At 63.5% G+C, this 22,332-nt stretch carries 20 protein-coding genes; 10 read left to right on the forward strand and 10 right to left on the reverse strand.

Going from position 1 to position 22,332, the window contains the following annotated elements:
- Window positions 1-15: 15 nt before the first annotated feature.
- Window positions 16-516: an outer membrane lipoprotein gene (locus C7440_RS02785; protein ID WP_017525731.1), complete on the forward strand. Its 501-nt coding sequence runs from the start codon at window positions 16-18 to the stop codon at window positions 514-516.
- Window positions 517-676: 160 nt separating this feature from the next.
- Here the strand turns inward: C7440_RS02785 and C7440_RS02790 are convergent, their stop codons facing one another.
- From C7440_RS02790 to C7440_RS02810, 5 genes are all read right to left on the reverse strand, one after another.
- Window positions 677-1,240, reverse strand: coding sequence for a YggT family protein (locus C7440_RS02790; protein ID WP_017525732.1), 564 nt, complete (start codon window positions 1,238-1,240; stop codon window positions 677-679).
- A 138-nt stretch (window positions 1,241-1,378) separates the two neighbouring features.
- Window positions 1,379-1,993, reverse strand: coding sequence for a histone H1-like DNA-binding protein (locus C7440_RS02795; protein ID WP_083851370.1), 615 nt, complete (start codon window positions 1,991-1,993; stop codon window positions 1,379-1,381).
- Between the two features lie 157 nt (window positions 1,994-2,150).
- Window positions 2,151-3,326 (reverse strand): ribonucleotide-diphosphate reductase subunit beta, encoded by a 1,176-nt coding sequence (locus tag C7440_RS02800; RefSeq protein WP_116517391.1) that lies wholly within the window; start codon window positions 3,324-3,326, stop codon window positions 2,151-2,153.
- A 19-nt stretch (window positions 3,327-3,345) separates the two neighbouring features.
- Window positions 3,346-6,261 (reverse strand): ribonucleoside-diphosphate reductase subunit alpha, encoded by a 2,916-nt coding sequence (locus C7440_RS02805; RefSeq protein ID WP_017525735.1) that lies wholly within the window; start codon window positions 6,259-6,261, stop codon window positions 3,346-3,348.
- A 381-nt stretch (window positions 6,262-6,642) separates the two neighbouring features.
- Entirely contained in the window at window positions 6,643-7,080 is a 438-nt protein-coding gene (locus C7440_RS02810; protein WP_017525736.1) for a CopD family copper resistance protein, read from the reverse strand.
- Between the two features lie 140 nt (window positions 7,081-7,220).
- Between C7440_RS02810 and C7440_RS02815 the strand changes: the two genes are divergently transcribed.
- The gene (locus C7440_RS02815; RefSeq protein ID WP_116517392.1) at window positions 7,221-7,724 is read left to right on the forward strand and encodes a hypothetical protein; all 504 of its coding nucleotides are present in this window, start codon (window positions 7,221-7,223) and stop codon (window positions 7,722-7,724) included.
- Between the two features lie 10 nt (window positions 7,725-7,734).
- Here C7440_RS02815 and gltX read toward each other — a convergent pair whose 3' ends face one another.
- The gene (gltX, locus tag C7440_RS02820) at window positions 7,735-9,150 is read right to left on the reverse strand and encodes a glutamate--tRNA ligase (protein WP_116517393.1); all 1,416 of its coding nucleotides are present in this window, start codon (window positions 9,148-9,150) and stop codon (window positions 7,735-7,737) included.
- Window positions 9,151-9,266: 116 nt separating this feature from the next.
- Here gltX and C7440_RS02825 point away from each other — a divergent pair, with 116 nt between their 5' ends.
- On the forward strand, window positions 9,267-11,750 hold the full coding sequence (locus tag C7440_RS02825) for a bifunctional acetate--CoA ligase family protein/GNAT family N-acetyltransferase (protein WP_116517394.1): 2,484 nt from the start codon (window positions 9,267-9,269) through the stop codon (window positions 11,748-11,750).
- Between the two features lie 65 nt (window positions 11,751-11,815).
- Here C7440_RS02825 and C7440_RS02830 read toward each other — a convergent pair whose 3' ends face one another.
- Both C7440_RS02830 and yjgA read right to left on the reverse strand, forming a co-directional pair.
- Entirely contained in the window at window positions 11,816-12,490 is a 675-nt protein-coding gene (locus tag C7440_RS02830) for an alpha/beta hydrolase (protein ID WP_116517395.1), read from the reverse strand.
- The gene (gene yjgA / locus C7440_RS02835; RefSeq protein ID WP_116517396.1) at window positions 12,487-13,035 is read right to left on the reverse strand and encodes a ribosome biogenesis factor YjgA; all 549 of its coding nucleotides are present in this window, start codon (window positions 13,033-13,035) and stop codon (window positions 12,487-12,489) included. Before yjgA ends, C7440_RS02830 begins: the two co-directional genes overlap by 4 nt.
- Window positions 13,036-13,095: 60 nt before the next feature.
- Between yjgA and pmbA the strand changes: the two genes are divergently transcribed.
- The 6 genes from pmbA (at window position 13,096) to erpA (ending at window position 18,278) form a co-directional block, all read left to right on the forward strand.
- The gene (gene pmbA, locus C7440_RS02840; RefSeq protein ID WP_116517397.1) at window positions 13,096-14,463 is read left to right on the forward strand and encodes a metalloprotease PmbA; all 1,368 of its coding nucleotides are present in this window, start codon (window positions 13,096-13,098) and stop codon (window positions 14,461-14,463) included.
- A 448-nt stretch (window positions 14,464-14,911) separates the two neighbouring features.
- Entirely contained in the window at window positions 14,912-15,340 is a 429-nt protein-coding gene (gene rplM / locus C7440_RS02845; RefSeq protein WP_017525743.1) for a 50S ribosomal protein L13, read from the forward strand.
- A gap of 9 nt (window positions 15,341-15,349) precedes the next feature.
- Window positions 15,350-15,742: a 30S ribosomal protein S9 gene (rpsI, locus tag C7440_RS02850; protein WP_017525744.1), complete on the forward strand. Its 393-nt coding sequence runs from the start codon at window positions 15,350-15,352 to the stop codon at window positions 15,740-15,742.
- A gap of 236 nt (window positions 15,743-15,978) precedes the next feature.
- Window positions 15,979-17,037 (forward strand): N-acetyl-gamma-glutamyl-phosphate reductase, encoded by a 1,059-nt coding sequence (gene argC / locus C7440_RS02855; protein WP_017525745.1) that lies wholly within the window; start codon window positions 15,979-15,981, stop codon window positions 17,035-17,037.
- A gap of 41 nt (window positions 17,038-17,078) precedes the next feature.
- Window positions 17,079-17,849 carry a DUF6776 family protein gene (locus C7440_RS02860; RefSeq protein WP_116517398.1) on the forward strand — a complete coding sequence of 257 codons (771 nt, stop codon included), beginning with the start codon at window positions 17,079-17,081 and terminating at the stop codon, window positions 17,847-17,849.
- Window positions 17,850-17,909: 60 nt separating this feature from the next.
- Window positions 17,910-18,278 carry an iron-sulfur cluster insertion protein ErpA gene (erpA, locus tag C7440_RS02865; RefSeq protein WP_017525747.1) on the forward strand — a complete coding sequence of 123 codons (369 nt, stop codon included), beginning with the start codon at window positions 17,910-17,912 and terminating at the stop codon, window positions 18,276-18,278.
- A gap of 42 nt (window positions 18,279-18,320) precedes the next feature.
- Here the strand turns inward: erpA and C7440_RS02870 are convergent, their stop codons facing one another.
- Window positions 18,321-19,439, reverse strand: coding sequence for an anhydro-N-acetylmuramic acid kinase (locus tag C7440_RS02870; RefSeq protein WP_116517399.1), 1,119 nt, complete (start codon window positions 19,437-19,439; stop codon window positions 18,321-18,323).
- Between the two features lie 14 nt (window positions 19,440-19,453).
- A complete protein-coding gene (locus C7440_RS02875; RefSeq protein ID WP_017525749.1) occupies window positions 19,454-20,842 on the reverse strand; it encodes a M23 family metallopeptidase in 1,389 nt (462 codons plus the stop codon).
- A 253-nt stretch (window positions 20,843-21,095) separates the two neighbouring features.
- On the opposite strand from C7440_RS02875, the gene tyrS reads away from it, so the two are divergent.
- Window positions 21,096-22,322, forward strand: a complete 1,227-nt coding sequence (gene tyrS / locus C7440_RS02880) for a tyrosine--tRNA ligase (RefSeq protein WP_116517400.1) — start codon at window positions 21,096-21,098, stop codon at window positions 22,320-22,322.
- The last annotated feature ends 10 nt before the right edge of the window (window positions 22,323-22,332 follow it).

A 22,332-nucleotide genomic window follows, 5' to 3' on the forward strand; every position in this document is an offset into this window, starting at 1 on the left:
CGAAAGGAGTCTTCCATGAGTTCAGCATTCGTAGTGCGGTCCGGCCCGTCTTATCGGCGCCTGATAGCGGTAGCGGCCGTGGCGGCCTCCATGGCCATATTGGCCGGTTGCGCAAACAAGTCCGCGTCCAGTTCGGTCTACACCTTCGGCCAGGCCCAGCAAGAACAAATCGTGCGTACCGGCACGGTGGTGTCCGTGCGTGCCGTCACCATCCAAGACGACAAATCCAGCGGTGCCGGCATGTTGGCGGGCGGCGCACTGGGCGGCGTGGCGGGCAATGCGGTGGGCGGCGGTTCGGGCCGGGCGATTGCCACGGTAGGCGGCGCCATACTGGGCGGCCTGCTGGGCAATACCGTTGAAAACCAGGTGAACAGAAGGCAGGGCCTTGAGATCACCGTGCGGCTCGACAACGGCGAAACCCGCGTCGTGGCCCAAGAGGCCGACGTATCGTTTACCTCGGGCCAGCGTGTGCGCCTCATCAGCGGCGGCGGACCTACCCGCGTCGTGCCCATGTAATACGGCTTGCGCGCGGGCCAGCCCGCATAAAGCGCAAGCGCATTGACGCCCGGTCGACGCGGCAAAAAAATCCGGCATCTTGCATGCCGGATTTTTTTTGCCTTGCGCCGGCGTGTGCCTTGCCGGAACTTGCCAGGGCTTTATGAAGAGCTTGTTCTTTCTATACCGCCAGGGCGGCAAAGGCGAAGCGCTGCACGATCATCATGGCTACCTGCGCCAGTATCAGCAGCACCAGGGGCGAAAGATCCAAGCCGCCCAGGTTGGGCATGATGCGCCGAATGGGGTCCAGCAGAGGGGCGGTAAGCGTGTGCAGCACCGGCATGATGGGGGCCATGGGGTTCACCCATGACAATATGGCTTGAATGAGCGTAAGCCACACCACCAGGTTCAAGGCCCACTTCAATACGGTAAGCAGGCTGGCCACCAATGCGGGCAGCAAGGCCTGCACAGCGGGAAGCTGGCCCGTCAGCACTATCCATGTGGCCAGCAAATACACCAGCGCGGTCAGCCAGCAGGCCAGCAGGCTTGGCAGATCGACCTTGCCGCGCGGGGGCACAAGCTTGCGTATGGGCTGCACCAGCCAGTCGGTCAAGCGGATGACGGCTTGCGAATAGGGATTGAAGGGATGCAGGCGTATTGCATAGGCCCAGGCGCGCACGATCAATGCGATGCCGAACAGCAAGAAGACGATGTCGAAGATGAATCCGAGTATGCCGCTGATCATGGGTTCAGGCTTGAAGGGTTGCAAAGCGCCATTGTCGCATGACTGAATTTGGCTTGGGGCAATGCGGCGGGGAAAAGAAAAAAAACTGCCCGGGCGTGCCGGGCAGTTTGATGCTTGCTTCTACGGTAGGGCCCTGTTTTAGGGGCGGCCGCCGGTAGGGAAGGGCCACGATGCAGCGGGGTTTACCGTTTTGCTTGCCGGTGTTGCCGCAGTGGTGTCCTTGGTGGCCTTGGCACTTGCCTTGGCGCTGGTTTTTTTGGCAGCGGCCTTTTTGGCGGGAGCCTTCTTGGCCGGGGCTTTCTTGGCTACTGCCTTTTTGGCAGCGGCTTTCTTGGCCGGCGCCTTTTTAGCAACTGCCTTCTTTGCTGCGGCCTTTTTGGCGGGCGCTTTCTTGGCGGGTGCTTTTTTGGCTACGGCTTTTTTTGCCGCGACCTTCTTGCTTGCTGCCTTTTTGGCCGGGGCTTTCTTGGCTACGGCTTTCTTGGCTACGGCCTTCTTTGCTGCGACCTTCTTGGTTGCCGCTTTTTTGGCCGGTGCTTTTTTAGCTGCGACCTTCTTGCTGGCGACCTTCTTGGTTGCTACTTTTTTAGCTGCCGCTTTCTTGGCGGGAGCCTTCTTGGCCACTACTTTTTTGGCGGCGGCCTTCTTGGCGGGTGCTGCTTTCTTGGCGACTACTTTCTTGGCCGGTGCTGCTTTCTTTGCTGTTGCTTTCTTTGCAGCCGCTTTCTTCGCGGCCTTTTTGGCTGTTGCCATGATCAAGCTCCTTGAGAATGAATCGTAGAGGTACGTTCACCCATTTGATATGGCCCCCACGAAAGGGTGCGACCCATCTCAAATGGCGCAAGCGTGCATGATGCATGAGCATCTTGCACGCCTAGAGTCTAACGTAAGGAGTTGATGTCTCCAAGCATTATTCCCAGCTAAGTGCGCCTCCGGTTTGATATTCGATGACGCGTGTCTCAAAAAAGTTGCGTTCTTTTTTAAGATCGATCATTTCGGCCATCCATGGGAAGGGATTTTCTTCTTGCGCAAACAGCGGCTCGAGACCGATTTGCTGGCAGCGGCGATTGGCGATGAAGCGCAAATAAGACTTGAACATCGATGCGTTCAAACCCAGCACGCCGCGCGGCATTGTGTCTTCAGCGTAAGCATATTCAAGGTCTACGGCCTTTTTGAAGAGCTCTTGGATTTCTTCGCGGAAGGCCGGAGTCCAGAGATGCGGGTTCTCGAGCTTGACCGTGTTGATGAGATCGATGCCGAAATTGCAGTGCATGGATTCGTCGCGAAGGATGTACATGTACTGCTCGGCGGCGCCCGTCATTTTGTTCTGGCGGCCCAGCGCAAGTATTTGCGTAAAACCAACATAAAAGAACAAACCTTCCATCAGGCATGCAAAAACGATGAGCGATTTGAGCAGGGTCTGGTCGGCTTCGGGGGTGCCCGTTTTGAAGTTGGGGTCGGCGATGGCGTTGATGAACGGGATCAGGAATTCATCTTTGGCCCTGATCGAGGGAACCTCGTTATAGGCGTTGAAGATTTCTGATTCGTCGAGGTCGAGGCTTTCGACGATGTACTGGTAGGCATGGGTGTGGATAGCTTCTTCGAATGCCTGGCGCAGAAGGAACTGGCGGCATTCGGGAGCCGTGATGTGCCGGTAGGTGCCCAACACGATGTTGTTGGCCGCCAGCGAATCGGCGGTTACGAAGAAGCCCAGGTTGCGCTTGACGATGCGCCGTTCGTCTTCGGTGAGCCCGGTGGGGTTCTTCCAAAGGGCGATGTCGCGCGACATGTTGATTTCTTGCGGCATCCAGTGGTTGGCGCAAGTGGCGAGGTATTTTTCCCAGGCCCATTTGTACTTGAAGGGCACCAGCTGGTTGACGTCGGTCTCGCCGTTGATGATGCGCTTGTCGGCGGCGCGCACGCGCTGCCCGGTGGCGCCGCCCGCTTGCGCGGCGCCTGCCGCCTGCGGTGCGGCAGGCGCCGGCATGGCGGTGTCGTCGAAGACCCGCGAGGGTTGCGGGGTGGCGGTGGCCGGCCGCGCCGTGGGCGCTGCCGGGGCTTGAGGGGTGTCGTCCCAATTCAACATAGTATGTGGCCTCTTTGTATTACTGGCAGGCTTCGCATTCTTCGAAGCCTTCGTCGCCGGGCCGCATGGTGCATACCGCACCCACGACTTCGGCTTCGGGCAGGGCGGCGGCGGGCGCCGCGGCCGCGGCGCTGCTGGAGCTGCCGTTGGAGACGGCGTTGAGCTCACCGCCGCGTCCGGTGGATTTCTCGGCATTGGTGGCGCCGCTGGAGCGCAGGTAGTAGGTGGTCTTCAGGCCGCGCAGCCATGCCAGCTTGTAGGTGTCGTCGAGCTTCTTGCCGGACACGCCCGCCATGAAGATGTTGAGCGACTGGGCCTGGTCGATCCATTTCTGGCGGCGCGCCGCGCACTCGACCACCCATTGGGGGTCGACTTCGAATGCCGTGGCATAGAGCTCGCGCAGGTCGGCCGGAATGCGGTCGATGCGCGCCAGGCTGCCGTCGAAGTACTTGAGGTCGGCGACCATGACTTCGTCCCAGAGGCCGCGCTCTTTGAGGTCGCGCACCAGGTAGTCGTTGACCACCGTGAACTCGCCCGACAGGTTGGACTTGACGTACAGGTTGCGGTAGGTGGGCTCGATGCACGGCGAGACGCCGACGATGTTCGAGATGGTGGCGGTGGGGGCGATGGCGATGCAGTTGGAGTTGCGCATGCCGTTCTGCTGGATGTGGCTGCGCAGGGTGTCCCAGTCGAGGCTGCTGCTGTCGTCGATCTCGACGTAGCCGCCGCGCTGTTCACGCAGCATGGCCAGCGTGTCTTGCGGCAGGATGCCGCGGTCCCACAGCGAGCCCTTGAACGAGGCGTACGAGCCGCGCTCGAGGGCCAGCTTGCTGGAGGCCCAGTAGGCGTAGTAGCACACGGCCTCCATCGAGCGGTCGGAGAACTCGATGGCGGCGTCGGAGGCAAAGGGAACGCGCATCAGGTGCAGGCAGTCTTGGAAGCCCATGACGCCCATGCCGACGGGGCGATGGCGCACGTTGGAGTTGCGGGCCTTGGAAACGGCGTAGTAGTTGATGTCGATGACGTTGTCCAGCATGCGCATGGCCGTGTCGATGGTGCGCTGGAGCTTTTCGTGGTCGAGCACGTACTGGCCGCTGGCGTCCTGCTTGAGATGGGCGGCCAGGTTGACCGAGCCCAGGTTGCACACGGCGATTTCAGACTCGTTGGTATTGAGCGTGATCTCGGTGCACAGGTTGGAGCTGTGGACGACGCCCACGTGCTGCTGCGGCGAGCGGATGTTGCAAGGATCTTTGAAAGTGAGCCAGGGATGGCCGGTTTCGAACAGCATGGACAGCATCTTGCGCCACAGCGAGATGGCCGGGATGGTCTTGAACAGGGGCAGTTCGCCGCTGACCGTCTTGGCCTCGTAGGCGGTGTAGGCCTTTTCGAACTCGGTGCCGTACTTGTCGTGCAGGTCGGGCACGTCGGAAGGCGAGAACAGGGTCCAGTCGCCGTTTTCCATGACGCGCTTCATGAACAGGTCGGGGATCCAGTTGGCCGTGTTCATGTCGTGGGTGCGGCGGCGCTCGTCGCCGGTGTTCTTGCGCAGCTCGAGGAACTCTTCGATGTCGAGGTGCCAGGTTTCAAGGTAGGCGCAGACGGCCCCCTTGCGCTTGCCGCCCTGGTTGACCGCCACGGCGGTGTCGTTGACCACCTTGAGGAAGGGCACCACGCCCTGGCTTTCGCCATTGGTGCCCTTGATGTGGCTGCGCAGCGCGCGCACGGGCGTCCAGTCGTTGCCCAGGCCGCCGGCGTACTTGGCCAGCAGCGCGTTTTCCTTGATGGCGTCGTAGATGCCCTCGAGGTCGTCGGACACGGTGGTGAGATAGCACGACGACAGCTGCGAGTGCAGGGTGCCCGAATTGAACAGCGTGGGGGTGGAGCTCATGAAATCGAACGAGGACAGAATTTCGTAGAACTCGATGGCCCGGGCTTCGCGGTCGATTTCGTTCAGCGCCAGGCCCATGGCCACGCGCATGAAGAACACCTGGGGCAGTTCGATGCGGCGGCCGCGCACGTGCAGGAAGTAGCGGTCGTACAGCGTTTGCAGGCCCAGGTAGTTGAACTGCAGGTCGCGCTCGGCCTTCAGGGCGCGGCCCAGGCGCGGCAGGTCGAACTGGCTGAGCTTGTTGTCGAGCAGGCTGTTTTCGATGCCGGCCTTGATGAAGCGGGGGAAGTATTCGGCGTAGCCTTCGTTCATGGCCGACTGGGCGACCTCTTGGCCCAGGACTTCTTTGCGGATGGTGTGCAGCAGCAGTCCGGCCGTGACCTGGCTGTAGGCGGGGTCGGTCTCGACCATGGCGCGCGCCGACAGAATGGCCGACTTGTAGACTTCGTCGACGGGAATGCCGTCGTAGAGGTTCTTGACGGTTTCTTTCAGGATGCCGTCGACGTCGATTTCGATGGGCAGACCCTGGCTGGCCTCGAGGATGGTGGTGCGCAGCTTGGCCAGGTCGAGCGGCCGCATCGTGCCGTTGTCGTTGACGTTGAGCGTGCTTTTCTCGACGGCGGGCTCTTGCTGGCCGGCCCGGGCGCGCTCCTGGGAGCGCTTTTCGCGGTAAAGCACGTAAGCGCGCGCGACGTCATGCTCGCCCGAGCGCATGAGGGCCAGTTCGACCTGGTCCTGGATTTCTTCAATATGGAAAGTGCCGCCGCTGGGCCGGTTGCGCACCAGCGCATTGACGACCTGCGAGGTGAGCTGGTCGACGAGTTCGCGCACCCGTGCCGAAGCCGCGCCCTGGCCGCCGTTGACCGCCAGAAAGGCTTTGGTCATGGCAATGGCGATTTTGCTGGGCTCGAAGCCGACCACGGCGCCATTGCGGCGGATGATGTTGAAGTTGTGCCATTGACCCGTGGCCTGAGCCTGCTCTTTGGAGGAGGGCTGGGACGGGGGAACGGCTTCTGGCCGGGACTCAGCGATGGTGGGCGTTTGCATGAAGGCTCCTGGAGTAGTCGATGGCACGCCGGTGGACGGCGGTGCCTTGCGTTCGGGGTGGTATGTAGGGAGGTTTCCGGCGGTTGTTGGAGAACACCGCTCTTGTGGAGCCGACCACTATATATTGTGGTTGGGCGTGTTTCAGGCACTAATTGTAGTAAGTGTGCGAGGCCTAGGCAAGCGGATTTGGGGCTTGATTTTTTCTTGGAATGTGCATGTTGGAGCGAGCGCGGGAGGGCGATTTTACGCCAAGCCCCGCCAGTCTTTGCCTAGCGGCCGATCGTGCGGCGCAGCATGGGCGGGAAAAATATTTTTTGTATTTATTCGTACGCTGCGGCAGTGGTCCGCCGGGCGGGACAAGACCGGTTTCCGGGCGGGGTTTCAGCCAAGGTAGAACATGGCCTTGGCCAGGAATACGATGGCCACGACGTGCGCGAATACGCTCAGGTGGATAAGGCGCGATTGCCGCGATTTGAGCCGGCCCTGCGCGCCCAGCCTGACGGCATAGATGAAGTGTCCCAGCACGCTTAGCGCCAGCAATATCTTCAGGCTTAGAAGCGTGCCGAGGGTGCTTTCAAAGGGCTGGGCCAGCACGGTGTGATAGCGCCAGGCCATGCCCAGGCCGGCGCCATACAGAATGATGATGGCAAAGGGCATGAGCCGCCGGGCGCGCTGCCCGATGGCCGATTCGACCGCCCGCATGGCTTCGCGCGGCACATGCCGGCGTATGCCCTCGAGCATCAGGACCTCGAAGAAGACCGTGCCCACGAAAAGAATGGCTGCAAACAGATGCAACACAAGCAAAGTGAAGTAGTCCACGCGATGCCCTTTTTAATAGAATGGGGTCTGGGCTCCATTGTAGGTCCGGGCCAGTGCTTTTCGGGCCGTAGCCGCATCGTGCTTGTGGTTACTTCGCATGCGGCCAATGGCGGACATCGCCAAACTATGCAGGAGATCACATGAGTGACACAGAGGGGAAGCAGGCGAACGGCAGGCGCGCATGGCTCATGCTGGGCGCTGTCGCCGCGTTGATGGCCGGCTGCGTCGGCGCTCCCGGCCCCAAGCCTCCCACAGAGGACAAACAGACGGCCTGTGGCCAGGCTGCCGCGGGCGACGCCTGGGTCGGCAACTGGCTGGCGGTCGACAAGCGCAAGGGCATTGCCGGCGAACTGCACGTTCAGATGACGCTCAACCAGGACGGCAGCATGGCCTACGCCGAGCAGCTCAAGCGTTCGGGCAAGCCGAACCAGACGCTGAACGAAACCGGCTGCTGGCAGCGCGCCGGAGAAACCCTGGTCATGCGCACCACGCATTCGAACGCCGTGGCGGTCGAGCAGGGCGACCCCATCTATACGAACGAGTACGAGGTGCAGCTGCGCGGCGGACAGATGGTGCTGAACGGCCCCGAGGGCCCGCTGGGCTTCAAGCGCATGCCCGGCGACTACCGCCTGCCCGTGTTCTAGCGCTCGTGCCCTAGCCCTGCAGGGCAGCCAGGCGCTGCAAGACCGCATCGCGGCCCAGCAGCGCCAGCACGGCGTCGATGGCCGGCGTCTGCTTGCGGCCCGTGGTCGCCAGGCGCAACGGAATGCCCAGTTTGGGCATCTTGACGCCGTGGCGCGCCAGGGTTTCCTGGATCAGCGCGGCCAGGCTGGCGGTGTCCCATACAGGCAGCGCGCCCGCATGCTCGGCGAAGTCGCGCAGAATTTCCCGGGCTTCGGGCGTAAGGTGCTGCGCGGCCAGCTCGGGGTCGATCTGCACCGGCGGCGCGCAGAACAGCATGGCGCCGTCGGCCAGCTGGTTCAATGTTTCGGCGCGATCCTTGAGCAGGGCCATGACGGCTGGAAGATCCGTGCTGCCGGGGTCGCCGCCCAGTTCAGCGACACGGGGCGCCACGTGCGCGGCCAGGTCTTCGTCGCTGCTGTGCTTTATATAGTGGGCATTGACCCAGTTGAGCTTTTTAGGGTCCCACTGGGCCGCCGACTTGCTCAGGCTGCGTGTGTCGAACCATTCGACCAGTTGCTCGCGGCTGAAGAGTTCATCGTCGCCGTGGCTCCAGCCCAGGCGGGCCAGGTAGTTCACCATGGCTTCGGGCAGATAGCCCTGCTTGTCGTATTCCATGACACTGACGGCCCCGTGGCGCTTGGAAAGCTTTTCGCCGTCGGGGCCGAGGATCATGGGCAGGTGGCCGTAAAGCGGCGGCTCGGCGCCCAGCGCGCGCAAAATGTTGATCTGGCGCGGCGTGTTGTTGATGTGGTCGTCGCCTCGCAGCACGTGGGTGATCTTCATGTCCCAGTCGTCGACCACCACGCAGAAGTTGTAGGTGGGCGTGCCGTCGGTGCGGGCGATGACCAGGTCGTCGAGCTCGGCGTTGTCGAAGCTGATGGGCCCCTTTACCACGTCGTTCCAGCTGGTGCTGCCCTGCAGCGGGCTGCGAAAGCGCACCACCGGCTTGCGGTCGGCCGGCACGGGGGGCAGGGTCTTGCCGGCCTCGGGCCGCCAGGTGCCATCGTAGCGCGGCTTCAGGCCCGCGGCGCGGGCCTTCTCGCGCATGGCTTCGACTTCTTCGGGCGTGCTGTAGCACAGGTAGGCCGAGCCCTCGCGCAGCATCTGGGCGATGACCTCGCGATAGCGGTCCATACGCTGCATCTGATAGAAGGGGCCTTCGTCGGGCTGCATTCCCAGCCATTGCATGCCGTCCAGTATGGCCTGCACCGCCTCGGGGGTGGAGCGTTCCAGGTCGGTGTCTTCGATGCGCAGCACGAAGACACCCTGGTGATGGCGCGCATAGGCCCACGAAAACAAGGCGGTTCGCGCGCCTCCGAGGTGAAGATAGCCGGTGGGCGAGGGGGCGAAGCGGGTGCGTACGACAGAGGGTATGGACGATGACATAGATTGTGCTTTAGGCTTGGCGTTGAATGCGCTGTGGCCGGGTGGCAGTTTGCCGCCGGGCCGTGTGGCTTGGCGTATTTTAGAGTACTGAAGATTCATTGCCGAAACGGGGCCTTATGTTGCGTCATCGTCTTGCCGCGCTGTTCGAGCCGCGATCTCTGCTCGTTGTCAGCCATCGTTCCTTGCCCGTGGCCCGAAGCCTGCCGTCTTCGCTGGCGCGCGCGGCCACTTTCGTCAAGCCGCAGGCCACGTCCCCGGCGGGTGCCGTCGACCTTGCCGTGCCCGAGGTCCTGGCTGGTGTCGAGCGGGGCGAGCGCGTCGACCTGGCCCTGCTGTGCGTGCATTCGGCGCAGCTTCCCCAGGTGCTCGAGGCCATTGGCCCGCACCGGCCCCGCGCGCTGATCCTGCTCTCTACCGAAACCGCGCCCGACAACGCCCTCGAGGACATGATCTACTGCCGCAGTTGGGCCCGCCTGAACGATTGCGCCTTGCTGGGCCCGCGTTCGTTCGGCGTGCAGAACCCGTCCAGGGGGCTCAATTTCAGCCATATCCCGCAAATGGCCCAGACCGGCAAGGTGGCGCTGGTGACCCAGTCGCGATCCCTTGTCGCGGCGGTACTCGACTGGGCCATCGACGTCAGGCTGGGTTTTTCCACCGTCGTCTCGCTGGGCGACGAAGCGGGCGTAGAGGTTGCGCAGGTACTCGACTACCTGGCCAACGATCGCCATACCGAAAGCATCGCCCTGTATCTTGAAGACACTTTCACCGCGCGCTCTCTGGCAAGCGCCCTGCGCTCGGCGGCCAGCGTCAAGCCCGTCGTGGTGCTCAAGGCGGGCCAGCTGGGCCAGGCCTCCGAGGCCGGCGAAGCGGTCTTCAATGCCATGCTGCGGCGGGCGGGCGCCGTGCGCGTGCCTTATTTCGTACAGTTGTTCTCGGCGATCAAGGTGCTGCGCTATACCTACTGGCCGCGCGGCCGCCGCATAGCGGTCTTTTCCAATGGCGACGGCGCGGCCCAGCTGGCCATGACCGTCATCGGCCCCAGCTTTCCCGTTCTGCGCGCCGAACTCGGCAAGTCTACGGTCAAGGCGCTGGCCGACGTGCTCGAGCCCGGCGCCCAGGTGCTCAATCCCATTGCCACCTCTTTGCCGCTCACGCCCGAGATCGTCCGCTCGGTGGTAGAGATACTGGCCGGCGACGCTGCCGTCGACGGGGTGCTGGTGCTGCTGGCGCCCGACCCCCTGGCCGACATGACCCGGGTGGCGCACCAGCTTGCGGTCAGTGCGCCGGCGGCACGCAAGCCGGTCATCACCTGCTTCATGGGCGAAGAAACCGTGCGCCCCCTGCGCCACCTGCTCGACGAGGTCGGCACGCCCGCATTCCGCACGCCCGAATCCGCCGCCAACGCCTTCGGCGTATTGGCCTCATACCACTACAATCAATTGCTGTCGCGGCAGACCCTGCCGCCCGAATCCCTGCAACGAGAGCCGCTGCTGGAGCAGGCGCGCGCCGTGCTGGCGCAACTGCGGGCCGAGCGCCGCACCGAACTGACTCTGGCCGAGTGCTGGGAACTGCTCGATTGCTTCCACATTCCCCTGCATCGGCCCCAGGGCGAATCCGCAGTCGACACCTGGACGGCCGACGAGCCCCTGATGGCCATCCGCGCGCGGCGCGACCCCCGCTTCGGGCCCTACATCAAGTTCGGAACCGGCGGCACCGGCGCCCTGTCGGCCAACGACAGGGCGGTCGACCTGCCGCCCCTCAACAGCTTCCTGGCGCGCCAGCTTATCGAACGCAGCCTGATCTGGAACCGCGTCCTGTCGCGCGAGATGTCTCCGGCGGCCTTCGACAATCTGCGTGAAACGCTCGAGCGCATATCGGTGCTGGTCAGCGAACTGCCCGAGATCGACAGCCTTGTCCTCGATCCGATGGTGGCCGGCGCCGGCCACGTCACGGCGCATGGCGTCCGGATGAGCCTGTCCACGTCCACCGTGCTGGTGCTGCCCGAGTCGTCGGGCTACCGCCACATGACCATCCACCCCTATCCGCGCAGGCTGGTGCAGCACAAACGCTTCGACGACGGCCGCGCCTGGACGATGAGGCCCATACGGCCCGAAGACGCCGAGCCCCTGCAGGAATTCATACGCGGCCTGTCGACCGAGGCGCGCTACATGCGTTTCGTGTCGATGCTGCGCGAACTCACGCCCAGCATGCTGGCGCGCTACACGCGCATCGACTACGACCGCGAACTGGCCCTGGTCGCCACGGTGCAGGTGCCCAATCCCGAGCACCGGGGACATCCCCGCGAGCAGATCATCGGCTTTGCGCATTACCTGCGGCACCCCGATGGGCGCGGCGCCGAGTATGCCCTGGTCATCGGCGACGACTGGCAGCGCCGCCGCCTGGGTACGGTGCTGATGCTGGGCCTGATCGAGGCGGCGCAGATACAGGGCTTTGCGTACATCGACGGCTATGTGCTGTCGTCCAATCGCGGCATGCTCAGGCTCATGGAAAGCCTGGGTTTTCGCAACGACAGCATCCCGGACGACCCCGGCACGCGCAGGGTGTGGCTCGACCTGGGCTCTCGCGCCATCGACGCATAGGGCCTGTTAACCCCAAAAGGGCTGCCGCACTGGCCGGCAAAGGCCAGGCAGGCTGGCCCCCGGGTTCAGCCGCGCAGCACCTGCTTCAGGAAGGCCGCGATGTCATTGACTTCTTCGAGGCAGACCGAATGCGGCATGGGGTAGGTCTTCCAGTCGACGCTATAGCCCATTTCCTGCAGCAATTGGCAAGATTTCTGCGCGCGCTGCAGTGGCACGACAGGGTCTTGAGTGCCGTGGGCCATGAAGATGGGCGTTTCTTTGTTTGCCGGGCTGAACTCGGCTTGCAGCGATTCGGCCAGCGGCAGGTAGCCTGACAGGGCGACAAGGCCCGCCAGTCTTTCGGGCAGGCGCAGGCCTGTTTGCAGCGTCATGGCGCAGCCCTGCGAGAACCCGGCCAGCACGATGTTGCCCGTGGCAATGCCACGCTGGTTCTCGCGCTGGATGAGGGCGCGAACCGCCTCCTGCGATTGCAGTATGCCCTGGGCGTCTTCGCGTTGGGCCAGGTCGGCGTTGCGGATGTCGTACCACGCCCGCATGGCCATGCCGCCGTTGATGGTTACCGGCTGTACCGGAGCATGTGGAAACACGAAGCGGACGGCCGGCGCGTTGCCCAGGCGCAGTTCGGGGACGATGGGCGCGAAATCGTTTCCGTCGGCGCCCAGGCCATGCAGCCAGATGACGGCATGGGTGGGATTGGGGGCGGTTTCGAGTTCGAGGGCGTCGAGCAGTTCGGGTTTCATGGTGTGTCGGGGGCGTCGCCAAGGGATTTCAGGGCCTGGAATAGGGCGCGGTAGTGCTTGCGCTGAGGCTCCTGACCGGGCTGCAGGGCTGCATTGCGCCCGGCCTCTTTGCGGCCTTCGCGGATAAGGGTGCGCAGTTGCTGGGCATCGGCGGCGGGGTGGTCGCGCAGCAGGTCTGTAAGGGCATCGTCGTTCTGCAGCAGCTCGTCGCGCAGGGTCTCTATGCGGTGCAGGGCGGCTGTTTCGGCGCGCGAGCCGTTCTGCCATATGGCCAGTTGGGTGCGGATGGCCTCGGCGTCGGCCTGGCGCATGAGCTTGCCGACATAGTGCACCTGGCGCCGCAGGCCCTCGCGGCTGGTGGTGCGCTGGGCCAGGCGGATGGCTTCGAAGAGCGATTCAGAAAGCGGCAGTTGCCGCAGCCTGTCGGTGGGCAGCTCGACCAGCTGCTTGCCCAGGTCGAGCAAGGCATGCATGTCGCGCTTGATCTGCGTCTTGCTGGGACGGTCTGGGGCGGAGTCGTCGTAGGGAGTGGGTTCTTGCGTCATGGAGACAAAAGTATTCGTGATTAGCGATATGATAACTGGGTAATATTTTCATGAGCAGCAATGAGCGACCAACCCTCTTCCCATCTTCCCATCGAAACCAATCAGCAGATTTTTCGCGAGCTGGTGCAGAAAGCGCTCGGCTATGCCAAAGGCCTGGGCGCTTCCGATGCCGTCGCCGAGCTGTCCGAAAGCCGCGGCCTGTCTGTCTCGGTGCGCAACCAAGACATAGAAACCGTCGAGCAGACCCGCGACCGCTCGCTCGATGTCACCGTGTTCGCCGGCCAGCAGCGGGGCTCGGCCTCCACTTCTGATTTTTCCGACCAGGCCCTGCGCGAGACCGTGGATGCGGCCTGGCATATTGCCCGCTATACGGCGGCCGACCCGGCGGCAGGCCTGCCCGAGGCCGAATACCTCGCGTCCGACTTCATCGACCTGCAGTTGCATCACCCCTGGGACATCGACACCGAGGCCGCGGCGGCCATCGCCCTGCAGGCCGAGCGGGCGGCGCGCGACCTCAGCCCCCTGGTCAGCAATACCGACGGCGCCTCGGTGGGCACTTTCGAAGGACATTTCGTGCTGGGCAACAGCCGCGGCTTTCTGGGCGGCTATCCCTATTCGCGGCACACCGTCTCGGTTGCGCCCATTGCCGGCCGGGGCGCCAATATGCAGCGCGACTATTGGTACAGCTCGCATCGCGATCCGCGCCGCCTGGCCGATCCCCGCGAAGTGGGCCGCTACGCGGCCCAGCGCACGCTGGCCAGGCTGTCGGCGCGCCGCATAAAAACCGGCCGCTTCCCGGTGCTGTTCGAAGCGCCCCTGGCAGTGGGCCTGCTGGGCTCGCTGGTGCAGGCGGCCAGCGGCGGGGCGCTGTACCGCAAGGCCAGCTTCCTGCTTGATTCCCTTGGCCAACAGGTCATGGCCGACCACCTTACGGTGGTCGAGAATCCCTACGTGCCCGAAGCCATGGGCAGTTCGTCATTCGACGACGAGGGCGTGCGCACCCAGGCGCGCAATGTGGTGGCCTCGGGTGTGCTGCAGGGCTATTTTCTTTCGTCGTACACGGCGCGCAAGCTGGGCATGACAACCACCGGCAATGCGGGCGGTTCCCACAATCTGCGGCTGGTGTCGCGGCTAACCCGTCCGGGCGACGACCTGGAGGCCATGCTCAAGAAAATGGGCACCGGCTTCCTCGTTACCGAGCTGATCGGCCAGGGCGTCAACTACGTTACGGGCGATTATTCGCGCGGCGCCTTCGGCTATTGGGTGCAAAACGGCGAAATCCAGCACGCGGTGCAAGAAGTCACCATTGCCGGCAACCTGGCCGACATGCTGCGCCAGATCGTGGCCGTGGGGTCCGACGCCATCACGCGCGGCTCCAAGACCACGGGCTCGGTCCTGATCGAGCAAATGGCGATCGCCGGACAATGAAACAACAATCAGGGCCCCGGCAGGGCCGCCGGGCAGGCGCAGGCAAGGGGTCTCGGCTGCGGGCGCGGGCCGCGTGCACGCAGCCTGTGCTGCATGCCCCGCGTGGGCAACAGGGCATTCCAGGCTGGGCCGCCGCGCCCTTGCTTGGCGTTCGTGCAACATATCCTTGGAAAAACAAGAAGATATGTTAATATAGAGGGCTTACTTTGGCTTATAGGCTTGGCACGGGCGAATTACAACGCTTTGGCGGGGCTTTTAAGCCGGGGTTTACCAGGGTTGCCGGCTTGAATCGCATGAATGCTCAGTGAATCGCATGAATGCTCAGTGAATCGCATGGCTCTTTTGCGCGTACCTTGTTGTATGTACGTGTTTTGTGCGTTCAAGCCACCTGGGCGCGCCGGATGTCCGGCGGCCTTTGCACCCTTTTTTAAATTTATCAGGAACCATCATGAAGACCTTCGTGGCCAAGCCGCATGAAGTCAAGCGTGACTGGTACGTGATTGACGCCAAGGGCAAAGTCCTGGGTCGTGTGGCCAGCGAAGTCGCACGCCGTTTGCGCGGCAAGCACAAGCCAGAATTCACGCCTCACGTTGACACCGGCGATTACATCGTCATCATCAACGCAGCCGATATCGTCGTTACCGGTAACAAGGCACAAGACAAGCGTTACTACCGTCACTCGGGCTATCCCGGCGGTATCACCGAGACCAACTTCGAGAAGATGCAGCAGCGTTTTCCGGGTCGCGCCCTGCAAAAGGCTGTCAAGGGCATGCTGCCCAAGGGCCCGCTGGGCTACGCCATGGCCAAGAAACTCAAGGTTTACGCTGGCGCAGAGCATCCCCATGCCGCGCAACAGCCCAAGCCTCTCGAAATCTAAGGATAGGTCATGATCGGTAATTGGAACTATGGAACCGGCCGCCGCAAAACTTCCGTGGCGCGCGTGTTCTTGAAAAAAGGTTCGGGCAAGATCGTCGTCAACGGCAAGCCCGTCGACGAGTACTTCGCTCGTGAAACCGGCCGTATGATCGTGCGCCAGCCGCTCGAACTCACCGGCCACCTCGAGTCGTTCGATTTTCACATCAACGTGCACGGTGGCGGCGAAAGCGGCCAGGCCGGCGCGGTGCGCCACGGCATCACCCGTGCGCTCATCGACTACGACGAAACGCTCAAGCCTTCGCTGAAGCAAGCGGGCCTGGTCACCCGCGATGCGCGCGAAGTCGAGCGCAAGAAAGTGGGTTTCCACAAGGCGCGTCGCCGCAAGCAGTTCAGCAAGCGCTAATCAAGGCGAGGCAAGGGCGGCCCGCCGCCTTTTGCATCGTGGCACAAAGGCTCCGGCTCGCCGGGGCCTTTTGCCGTTCAGGGCCGGCCGTGCGGGACACGCAGCATGCGCCGCACAGGCCTATACTTGGAACTGCGCATGGGCGCGGAATGGGCCTGCGGGGCGTTCACCCCGGGGGCGTTCCGCGCTTGTAGCATAATCGGGTTTTCACCTTTTCTATTTTTTGGGGCAAGGTCATGGCAGCAGGCAGTCTGGTCAAGGTAGGCATCGTGGGCGGCACGGGTTACACGGGGGTAGAGCTTTTGCGCCTGCTGGCCCAGCATCCGAACGTGCAACTGCGGGCCATCACCTCGCGCAAGGAAGACGGCATGCCTGTGGCCGATATGTACCCCAGCCTGCGCGGCAAGGTCGACCTGCGCTTCCAGACGCCAGAATCCGCCGCGCTTGATCAGTGCGACGTGGTCTTTTTTGCCACCCCCCACGGCGTGGCCATGAGCCAGGCGCAGGCCCTGCTCGACAAAGGCGTGCGCATCATCGACCTGGCGGCCGACTTCCGCCTGCAGGACACCGCTGTTTTCGAACAGTGGTACAAAATGCCGCATGCCTGCCCGCAGATCCTGGCCGATTCGGTCTACGGCCTGGTCGAACTCAATCGCCAGCGCATCGCCGGCGCCCAGGTCATCGGCAATCCGGGCTGCTATCCCACCACCGTCATCCTGGGCCTGCTTCCCCTGCTTGAAGGCGGACGCCAGCTGATCGACGCCGGCCACGTCATTGCCGATTCGAAGTCGGGGGTTTCCGGCGCCGGTCGCACGGCGTCGGTGGGCACCCTGTACTCTGAGGCCGGCGACAATTTCAAGGCCTATGGGGTGGCGGGCCACCGTCATCACCCCGAGATTTCCGAGCAGCTCGACCTGATCGCCGGCCGCAAGGTGGGGCTTACCTTCGTGCCGCACCTGGTGCCCATGATACGGGGCATGTTCTCTACCCTGTATGCGCGCATTCTGCCCGAAGCCATGAACACCGATTTCCAGGCGCTGTACGAGCAGCGTTATGCCGACGAGGCCTTCGTCGACGTCATGCCGGCCGGCAGCCTGCCTGAAACCCGTTCGGTCAGGGCGGCCAATACGCTGCGCATCGCCGTTCATCGTCCGGGCAACGGCGACCAGCTGGTGGTGCTGGTGGTTCAAGACAACCTCGTCAAGGGGGCTTCGGGCCAGGCAGTGCAGAACATGAACCTGATGTTCGGCCTGCCCGAAGATGCCGGCCTGGGCGCGATTGCCGTCCTGCCCTGAAAAAGGCAGAACTTTAGCGCCCGGGCATGGTCTGTTGGTAAATGAATCACGCACAATCCGGGCAAGAAACCCCGCCGGGCACACCGCCCGGCCGCCGGCATGGCGGCTGGATCTGGTTTTGGCTGCTGCTGGCGGCCCTTGCCGGCGCCGCCGCCGGTTACTGGGCAGCCAGTACGGCAGGCGAAGAAACCGCCGCCGCGCGATATCGCCAGCTCAAGTCGCAGTTCGAGCTGGTAACCGCGCAAAATCATCACGATTACCAGGCCTTGCAAGGCCGCCTCGATACCCTGCAAGGGCAGATGCTGGTCGAAGAAAGCACCCGTAAAAGCCTCGAGGCGGCATTGCAGTCCACCCAGGCCGAGCTGGGCCGGGCGCGCGACCAACTGGCCTTCTTCGACCGATTGCTGCCGCCGGGCCCCAATGGGTCGGTCAGCATCAGGGCGCTTGATTTCGAGCCGCGCGGCCCCACTTTGTTATACAAGGTGCTGCTGATGCGCAATGCGCCGGGCACCGAGCCCTTTGCCGGCCGCATGCAGTTCGTTGCCAAGGGCAGCATGGGCGGCAAGGCGGTTACCCTAACGCTCGAGCCTGCCGCGGCCCCGGCCGCCGAAGAGGCCGCCACCGATGTTTCAGACGCCGAAGGCGCCGCCTCCGAACAGACGCCGCTGGCCCTGCAGTTCGAGCAATTCCAGCGCAGCGAGGGCATGCTCGACCTGCCCGAAGGCTTCGAGGCGGCGTCGGTTACCCTGAATGTGCTCGAAGGCAAAACGCTGCGGGTGTCGCGCACTGTCAATTTGCCTGCGGGCGAATAGACCTTACAATGTAGTCATATAGAATGTTTTTTTGCAGCCGCAGGGTTGCCGGAGTACTCAATGTCCACTCTCACCGAATCCGTCGATCTGCAAGCGCCTCCGCCGGCCCTTGTTTTTACCGATGCCGCCGCGGCCAAGGTCAAAGACCTGCTGCTCGAAGAAGGCAACCCCGACCTCAAGCTGCGCGTTTTCGTCCAGGGCGGCGGGTGTTCGGGTTTCCAGTATGGTTTTACCTTCGATGAAACCATCAACGAAGACGACACCACCATCGATAAAGAGGGCGTCCAGCTCTTGATCGACCCCATGAGCTTCCAATATCTGTTTGGCGCCGAAATCGACTACAAAGACGATCTCGAGGGTGCGCAGTTCGTCATCCGCAATCCCAACGCCACCTCCACCTGCGGCTGCGGCTCGTCGTTTACGGCGTAGGCGGCTGGCGCAGGCCGGTTCGGTAGAAAGCGCGTTGCCGGCTCAAGCCGGATAGCGGGCGCCAAGCACCCTGGGTGCGCGGGCGCCCGTTACGCTTGGCAGGCCCGCGGCAATCCCCTCGAAGTGGGCGTGTGCCAGCCAGGCAAAGGCCAGGGCCTCGACGCTTTGCACCGGCACGCCCAGTTCGCTGGTGGGGCACACGGGCAAGCCCAGGCCTTGCGCCAGTTCTTTCATCAGGCCGCTGTTCAGTGCGCCTCCGCCGCATGCCAGCACTTCGCGGGTGGCCGGCGCATGTTCGGCCACCGCCTTGCAAATGCTCAGCACCGTCAGGCTCTGCAATGTGGCCTGCACGTCTTCGTCGGCCAGCCCCGCGTCTTGCAAGGGCTTCAGTCTTTCTTCCAGCCACGCGCGATTGAATAGATCGCGTCCCGTCGACTTGGGCGGAGGCAGGGCAAACCATGGCTCGCTGTCGTATAGCCCTGCAAGAAGGCCCTGGTGGGTCTTGCCGGAGGCGGCCCAGCGGCCGTCGGCGTCATAAAGCTTTCCGGTCTTCTCGTGGCACCACAGGTCGAGCAAAACATTGGCCGGGCCGGTGTCGAAGCCCCGCAACGGCTGCCCGGGCTCGAGCAGGGTGACGTTGGCGATGCCTCCCAGGTTCAAGACCAGCCGCGGCTGGCCGTTCTGGAAGACTGCTTGATGGAAGGCGGGAACCAGAGGCGCGCCCTGGCCGCCGGCCGCGATGTCGCGCGAGCGAAAATCGGCCACGACGTCGATGCCGGTGAGTTCGGCCAGCAGGGCGGGGGCGTTGATCTGGACAGAGTAGCCCGCCCCCGGGTCGTGCCTTACGGTTTGCCCGTGGGCGCCAATGGCCCGCAGCTGCCGGGGTGAAAGGCCGGCGTCGCTGATGACCTGGCGGCAGGCCTGGGCGTAAAGCCGGGCCAGCTCGTTGCCGGCGCGCGCGCCGCGCGCCAGTTCGTCATGGCCGGGTGTGTTCAGGGCCAGGAACTCGGCGCGCAGGGCGGCCGGCATGGGCAGCGATGCGCCGGCAAGAATGCGCGGTGGGCGCGCGGAAGGGAATTCGGCCAGCACGGCGTCCACGCCGTCTGTGCTGGTGCCCGACATGAGCCCGATGAAAAGCGGCGCGGAGCCTGGGCTGGCCATGTGCGGCGCCCCGCTTAATTGCCCGACAGGCTGGCCAGCTGGATCTGGTCGTCTTGCAGGGCGGCCAGCATGTCGATTTGCTGCTTGTAGCCGGCAAGCGCGGTATCGAAGGCCTTGCGATCGGCGCCTTCGAGGGTACGTGCGATGGGCAGGTCGACCGAGAGCGGGTCGACGTGCTTCTTGCCTATGCGGAACTCGTAGTGCAGGTGCGGCCCGGTGGCCCAGCCCGTGGAGCCCACGTAGCCGATCAACTGCCCCTGCTCGACCTTGCTGCCTTTTTTAAGGCCCTTGGCAAAGCCGCGCTGGTGGGCGTAAAGGGTGGAGTACTGGCCGTGGTGCTGCAGGATGACGACGTTGCCGTAGCCGCGCTGGGTGCCGATGAAGGAAACCGTGCCGTCGGCGGTGGCGTGTATGGGCGTGCCCGCCGGGGCGGCGTAGTCGACACCCTTGTGATTGCGATAGGTGCCGTGGATGGGGTGCCTGCGGCCGCCGAACGTGGAGCTGACCCGGGTGAATTTAAGGGCCGAGCGCAGGAAGGCGCCGCGCATGCTGCGGCCGTCGAAATCGTAGTAGCCGCCGCTGGAGTCGCTGGGCTTGAACCACACCGCATCGTAGCTTTTGTCGCGATTGATGAACTGCAGGGCCAGGATGCGGCCCGAGCCGACGTCGCGGCCCTGCGCATTGTGGGTTTCGTACACGACGCGGAAGCGGTCACCCTTGCGCAGGTCGCGCATGAAATCAATTTTGCTGCTCAGGATCTCGGCCATTTGCAGCGTGATGGAATCGGGAATGTCGGCCTTGTCTGTTGCGCCGAACAGAGAGGATTCGATTTCGCCTTCGGCCACGCGCACGTGGGTGTGGGCCTGCTCGGACTGCTCGGAAGCCTGGAAACCGTCGTTGCCGTCGGGGCGCACTTCGAGCCATTCGCTGAGCGCGACCCCGTTCTGGCTGGACGAGGGCGTGTGGTAGTAGCGCAGCCAGACGAGCTGGCCGGCTTCGTCGAGCGCCGCCTGCACGGTGCGGCCCGGATACAGCTTGTAGATGGAGCGCGCCGACTTGTCGTGCGTAAGGAAGGAGAGCAGGCCGGGTTCATCGACGTCGAGGCGCTGCAGCAGCGCCGACACGGTGTCGCCCGGCTTGATGCGGGTTTCGTCGATGAAGGGCGAGGAAAACGTGGCGGCCGCTTCGGGGAAGGGGGAGGGGAGCGCGAGGTTGCTGCTGGTTTCGGTGAAGGCGGGCAGGTCGACCTGGCTCGAGGGCTTGACAACGGCCAGTGCCGCTGCGGCCACGAAGAGGCCAAGTGCGATGGTGGCAAGGCCCCCGGTTACATAGTGATGACGGTTGGAGGGGCGGACAAGATTCTTGTCAGCCGAGGGAGTAGCGGGGTTCCCTTTTGTGGACATAAAGCTGGAGCCTGGTCAGTCGTATTCGATAAATGGATTCGTCCGAAAAGTGCGCACGCGCCAGGGCGAGGGCGGCCCGATCGGGTTAGCCAGACCCAAACACTCTGATAATATTGTGTTGCGCCAAGCACTAAGAAAAAGCCCCTTTGTTGCGCAGAAGCTGCGAAGGGGCAATCGCATTAACGCGTTATGCTAGCGCATTCACTTCATTTTATCGAGTGTTTTTCGATTTTTATTTCATCTTCCATTTTTTATGCCGTCCTCGCCACTGCCCATCACGCCCGAAGTCGAAGCTGATTTACGTATCGTCAAGCGAGGGTGCGACGAACTGCTGGTCGAATCCGAATTTGCCCAGAAGCTGGCGCGCAGCCATCAAAGCGGCCAGCCGCTGCGCATCAAGCTGGGGCTTGATCCCACGGCGCCCGACATTCATCTTGGGCACACGGTCGTGCTCAATAAAATGCGGCAGCTGCAAGACCTTGGCCATCAGGTGATCTTCCTCATAGGCGACTTCACCTCCATGATAGGCGACCCCAGCGGCCGCAACGCCACGCGCCCGCCGCTTACGGCCGAGCAGATCCAGGAAAACGCCAAGACCTACTATGCCCAGGCCAGCCTGGTACTCGACCCTTCCCGAACCGAGATCCGCTATAACTCCGAGTGGTGCGACCCGCTTGGTGCGCGGGGCATGATCCAGCTGGCCTCGCGCTATACGGTGGCCCGCATGATGGAGCGAGAGGACTTCACCCGCCGCTTCAAGGGCGGCATACCCATCTCGGTGCATGAGTTCCTGTACCCGCTCATGCAGGGCTATGATTCCGTCGCCCTCAAGGCCGACCTCGAGCTGGGCGGCACCGACCAGAAGTTCAACCTGCTGGTGGGGCGCGAGCTGCAGAAAGAATACGGGCAAGAGCCCCAGTGCGTGCTGACCATGCCCTTGCTCGAGGGCACCGACGGCGTCGACAAGATGTCCAAGTCCAAGGGCAACTACATCGGCATCACCGAAAGCCCCGATTCCATGTTCGGCAAGCTGATGTCCATCTCCGATACGCTGATGTGGCGTTACTTCGAGCTGCTGTCCTTCCGCTCCATCGACGAAATCACCCAGCTCGAGCGACAGGCCCAAGAGGGCGCCAACCCGCGCGACATGAAGGTGATGCTGGCCCAGGAGATCGTCGCGCGGTTCCATTCCACCCAGGCGGCCCACGAAGCGCTGGCCCAGTTCGAGGCGCGGTTCCGAGACGGCGCCATTCCCGACGACATGCCCGAAGTGCAGGCCGGCCCGGCGCCGCTGGGCATCCTGAAGGTGCTGCGCGAAGCGGGCCTGGCGGCCTCGGGCGCCGAGGCCCAGCGCAACGTCGAACAGGGCGGCGTGCGGGTGGACGGCACGCGCATCGAAGACAAATCGCTGCAATTGCCGGCCGGCACCTATGTGATACAAGTAGGCAAGCGCAAGTTTGCCCGGGTCACCCTCAGCTAAAGGGGCAATG

Origin of the sequence: Pusillimonas noertemannii (assembly GCF_003096595.1) — a bacterium.
GTDB lineage: Bacteria > Pseudomonadota > Gammaproteobacteria > Burkholderiales > Burkholderiaceae_B > Pusillimonas > Pusillimonas noertemannii.

What these genes read in the sequence shown, in the direction of transcription:
- C7440_RS02785 (WP_017525731.1), top strand. Translation starts at nt 16, where the DNA reads ATGAGTTCAGCATTCGTAGTGCGGTCCGGCCCGTCTTATCGGCGCCTG.
- C7440_RS02790 (WP_017525732.1), bottom strand. Translation starts at nt 1,240, where the DNA reads ATGATCAGCGGCATACTCGGATTCATCTTCGACATCGTCTTCTTGCTG.
- C7440_RS02795 (WP_083851370.1), bottom strand. Translation starts at nt 1,993, where the DNA reads ATGGCAACAGCCAAAAAGGCCGCGAAGAAAGCGGCTGCAAAGAAAGCA.
- C7440_RS02800 (WP_116517391.1), bottom strand. Translation starts at nt 3,326, where the DNA reads ATGTTGAATTGGGACGACACCCCTCAAGCCCCGGCAGCGCCCACGGCG.
- C7440_RS02805 (WP_017525735.1), bottom strand. Translation starts at nt 6,261, where the DNA reads ATGCAAACGCCCACCATCGCTGAGTCCCGGCCAGAAGCCGTTCCCCCG.
- C7440_RS02815 (WP_116517392.1), top strand. Translation starts at nt 7,221, where the DNA reads ATGAGTGACACAGAGGGGAAGCAGGCGAACGGCAGGCGCGCATGGCTC.
- gltX (WP_116517393.1), bottom strand. Translation starts at nt 9,150, where the DNA reads ATGTCATCGTCCATACCCTCTGTCGTACGCACCCGCTTCGCCCCCTCG.
- C7440_RS02825 (WP_116517394.1), top strand. Translation starts at nt 9,267, where the DNA reads ATGTTGCGTCATCGTCTTGCCGCGCTGTTCGAGCCGCGATCTCTGCTC.
- C7440_RS02830 (WP_116517395.1), bottom strand. Translation starts at nt 12,490, where the DNA reads ATGAAACCCGAACTGCTCGACGCCCTCGAACTCGAAACCGCCCCCAAT.
- yjgA (WP_116517396.1), bottom strand. Translation starts at nt 13,035, where the DNA reads ATGACGCAAGAACCCACTCCCTACGACGACTCCGCCCCAGACCGTCCC.
- pmbA (WP_116517397.1), top strand. Translation starts at nt 13,096, where the DNA reads ATGAGCGACCAACCCTCTTCCCATCTTCCCATCGAAACCAATCAGCAG.
- rplM (WP_017525743.1), top strand. Translation starts at nt 14,912, where the DNA reads ATGAAGACCTTCGTGGCCAAGCCGCATGAAGTCAAGCGTGACTGGTAC.
- rpsI (WP_017525744.1), top strand. Translation starts at nt 15,350, where the DNA reads ATGATCGGTAATTGGAACTATGGAACCGGCCGCCGCAAAACTTCCGTG.
- argC (WP_017525745.1), top strand. Translation starts at nt 15,979, where the DNA reads ATGGCAGCAGGCAGTCTGGTCAAGGTAGGCATCGTGGGCGGCACGGGT.
- C7440_RS02860 (WP_116517398.1), top strand. Translation starts at nt 17,079, where the DNA reads ATGAATCACGCACAATCCGGGCAAGAAACCCCGCCGGGCACACCGCCC.
- erpA (WP_017525747.1), top strand. Translation starts at nt 17,910, where the DNA reads ATGTCCACTCTCACCGAATCCGTCGATCTGCAAGCGCCTCCGCCGGCC.
- C7440_RS02870 (WP_116517399.1), bottom strand. Translation starts at nt 19,439, where the DNA reads ATGGCCAGCCCAGGCTCCGCGCCGCTTTTCATCGGGCTCATGTCGGGC.
- C7440_RS02875 (WP_017525749.1), bottom strand. Translation starts at nt 20,842, where the DNA reads ATGTCCACAAAAGGGAACCCCGCTACTCCCTCGGCTGACAAGAATCTT.
- tyrS (WP_116517400.1), top strand. Translation starts at nt 21,096, where the DNA reads ATGCCGTCCTCGCCACTGCCCATCACGCCCGAAGTCGAAGCTGATTTA.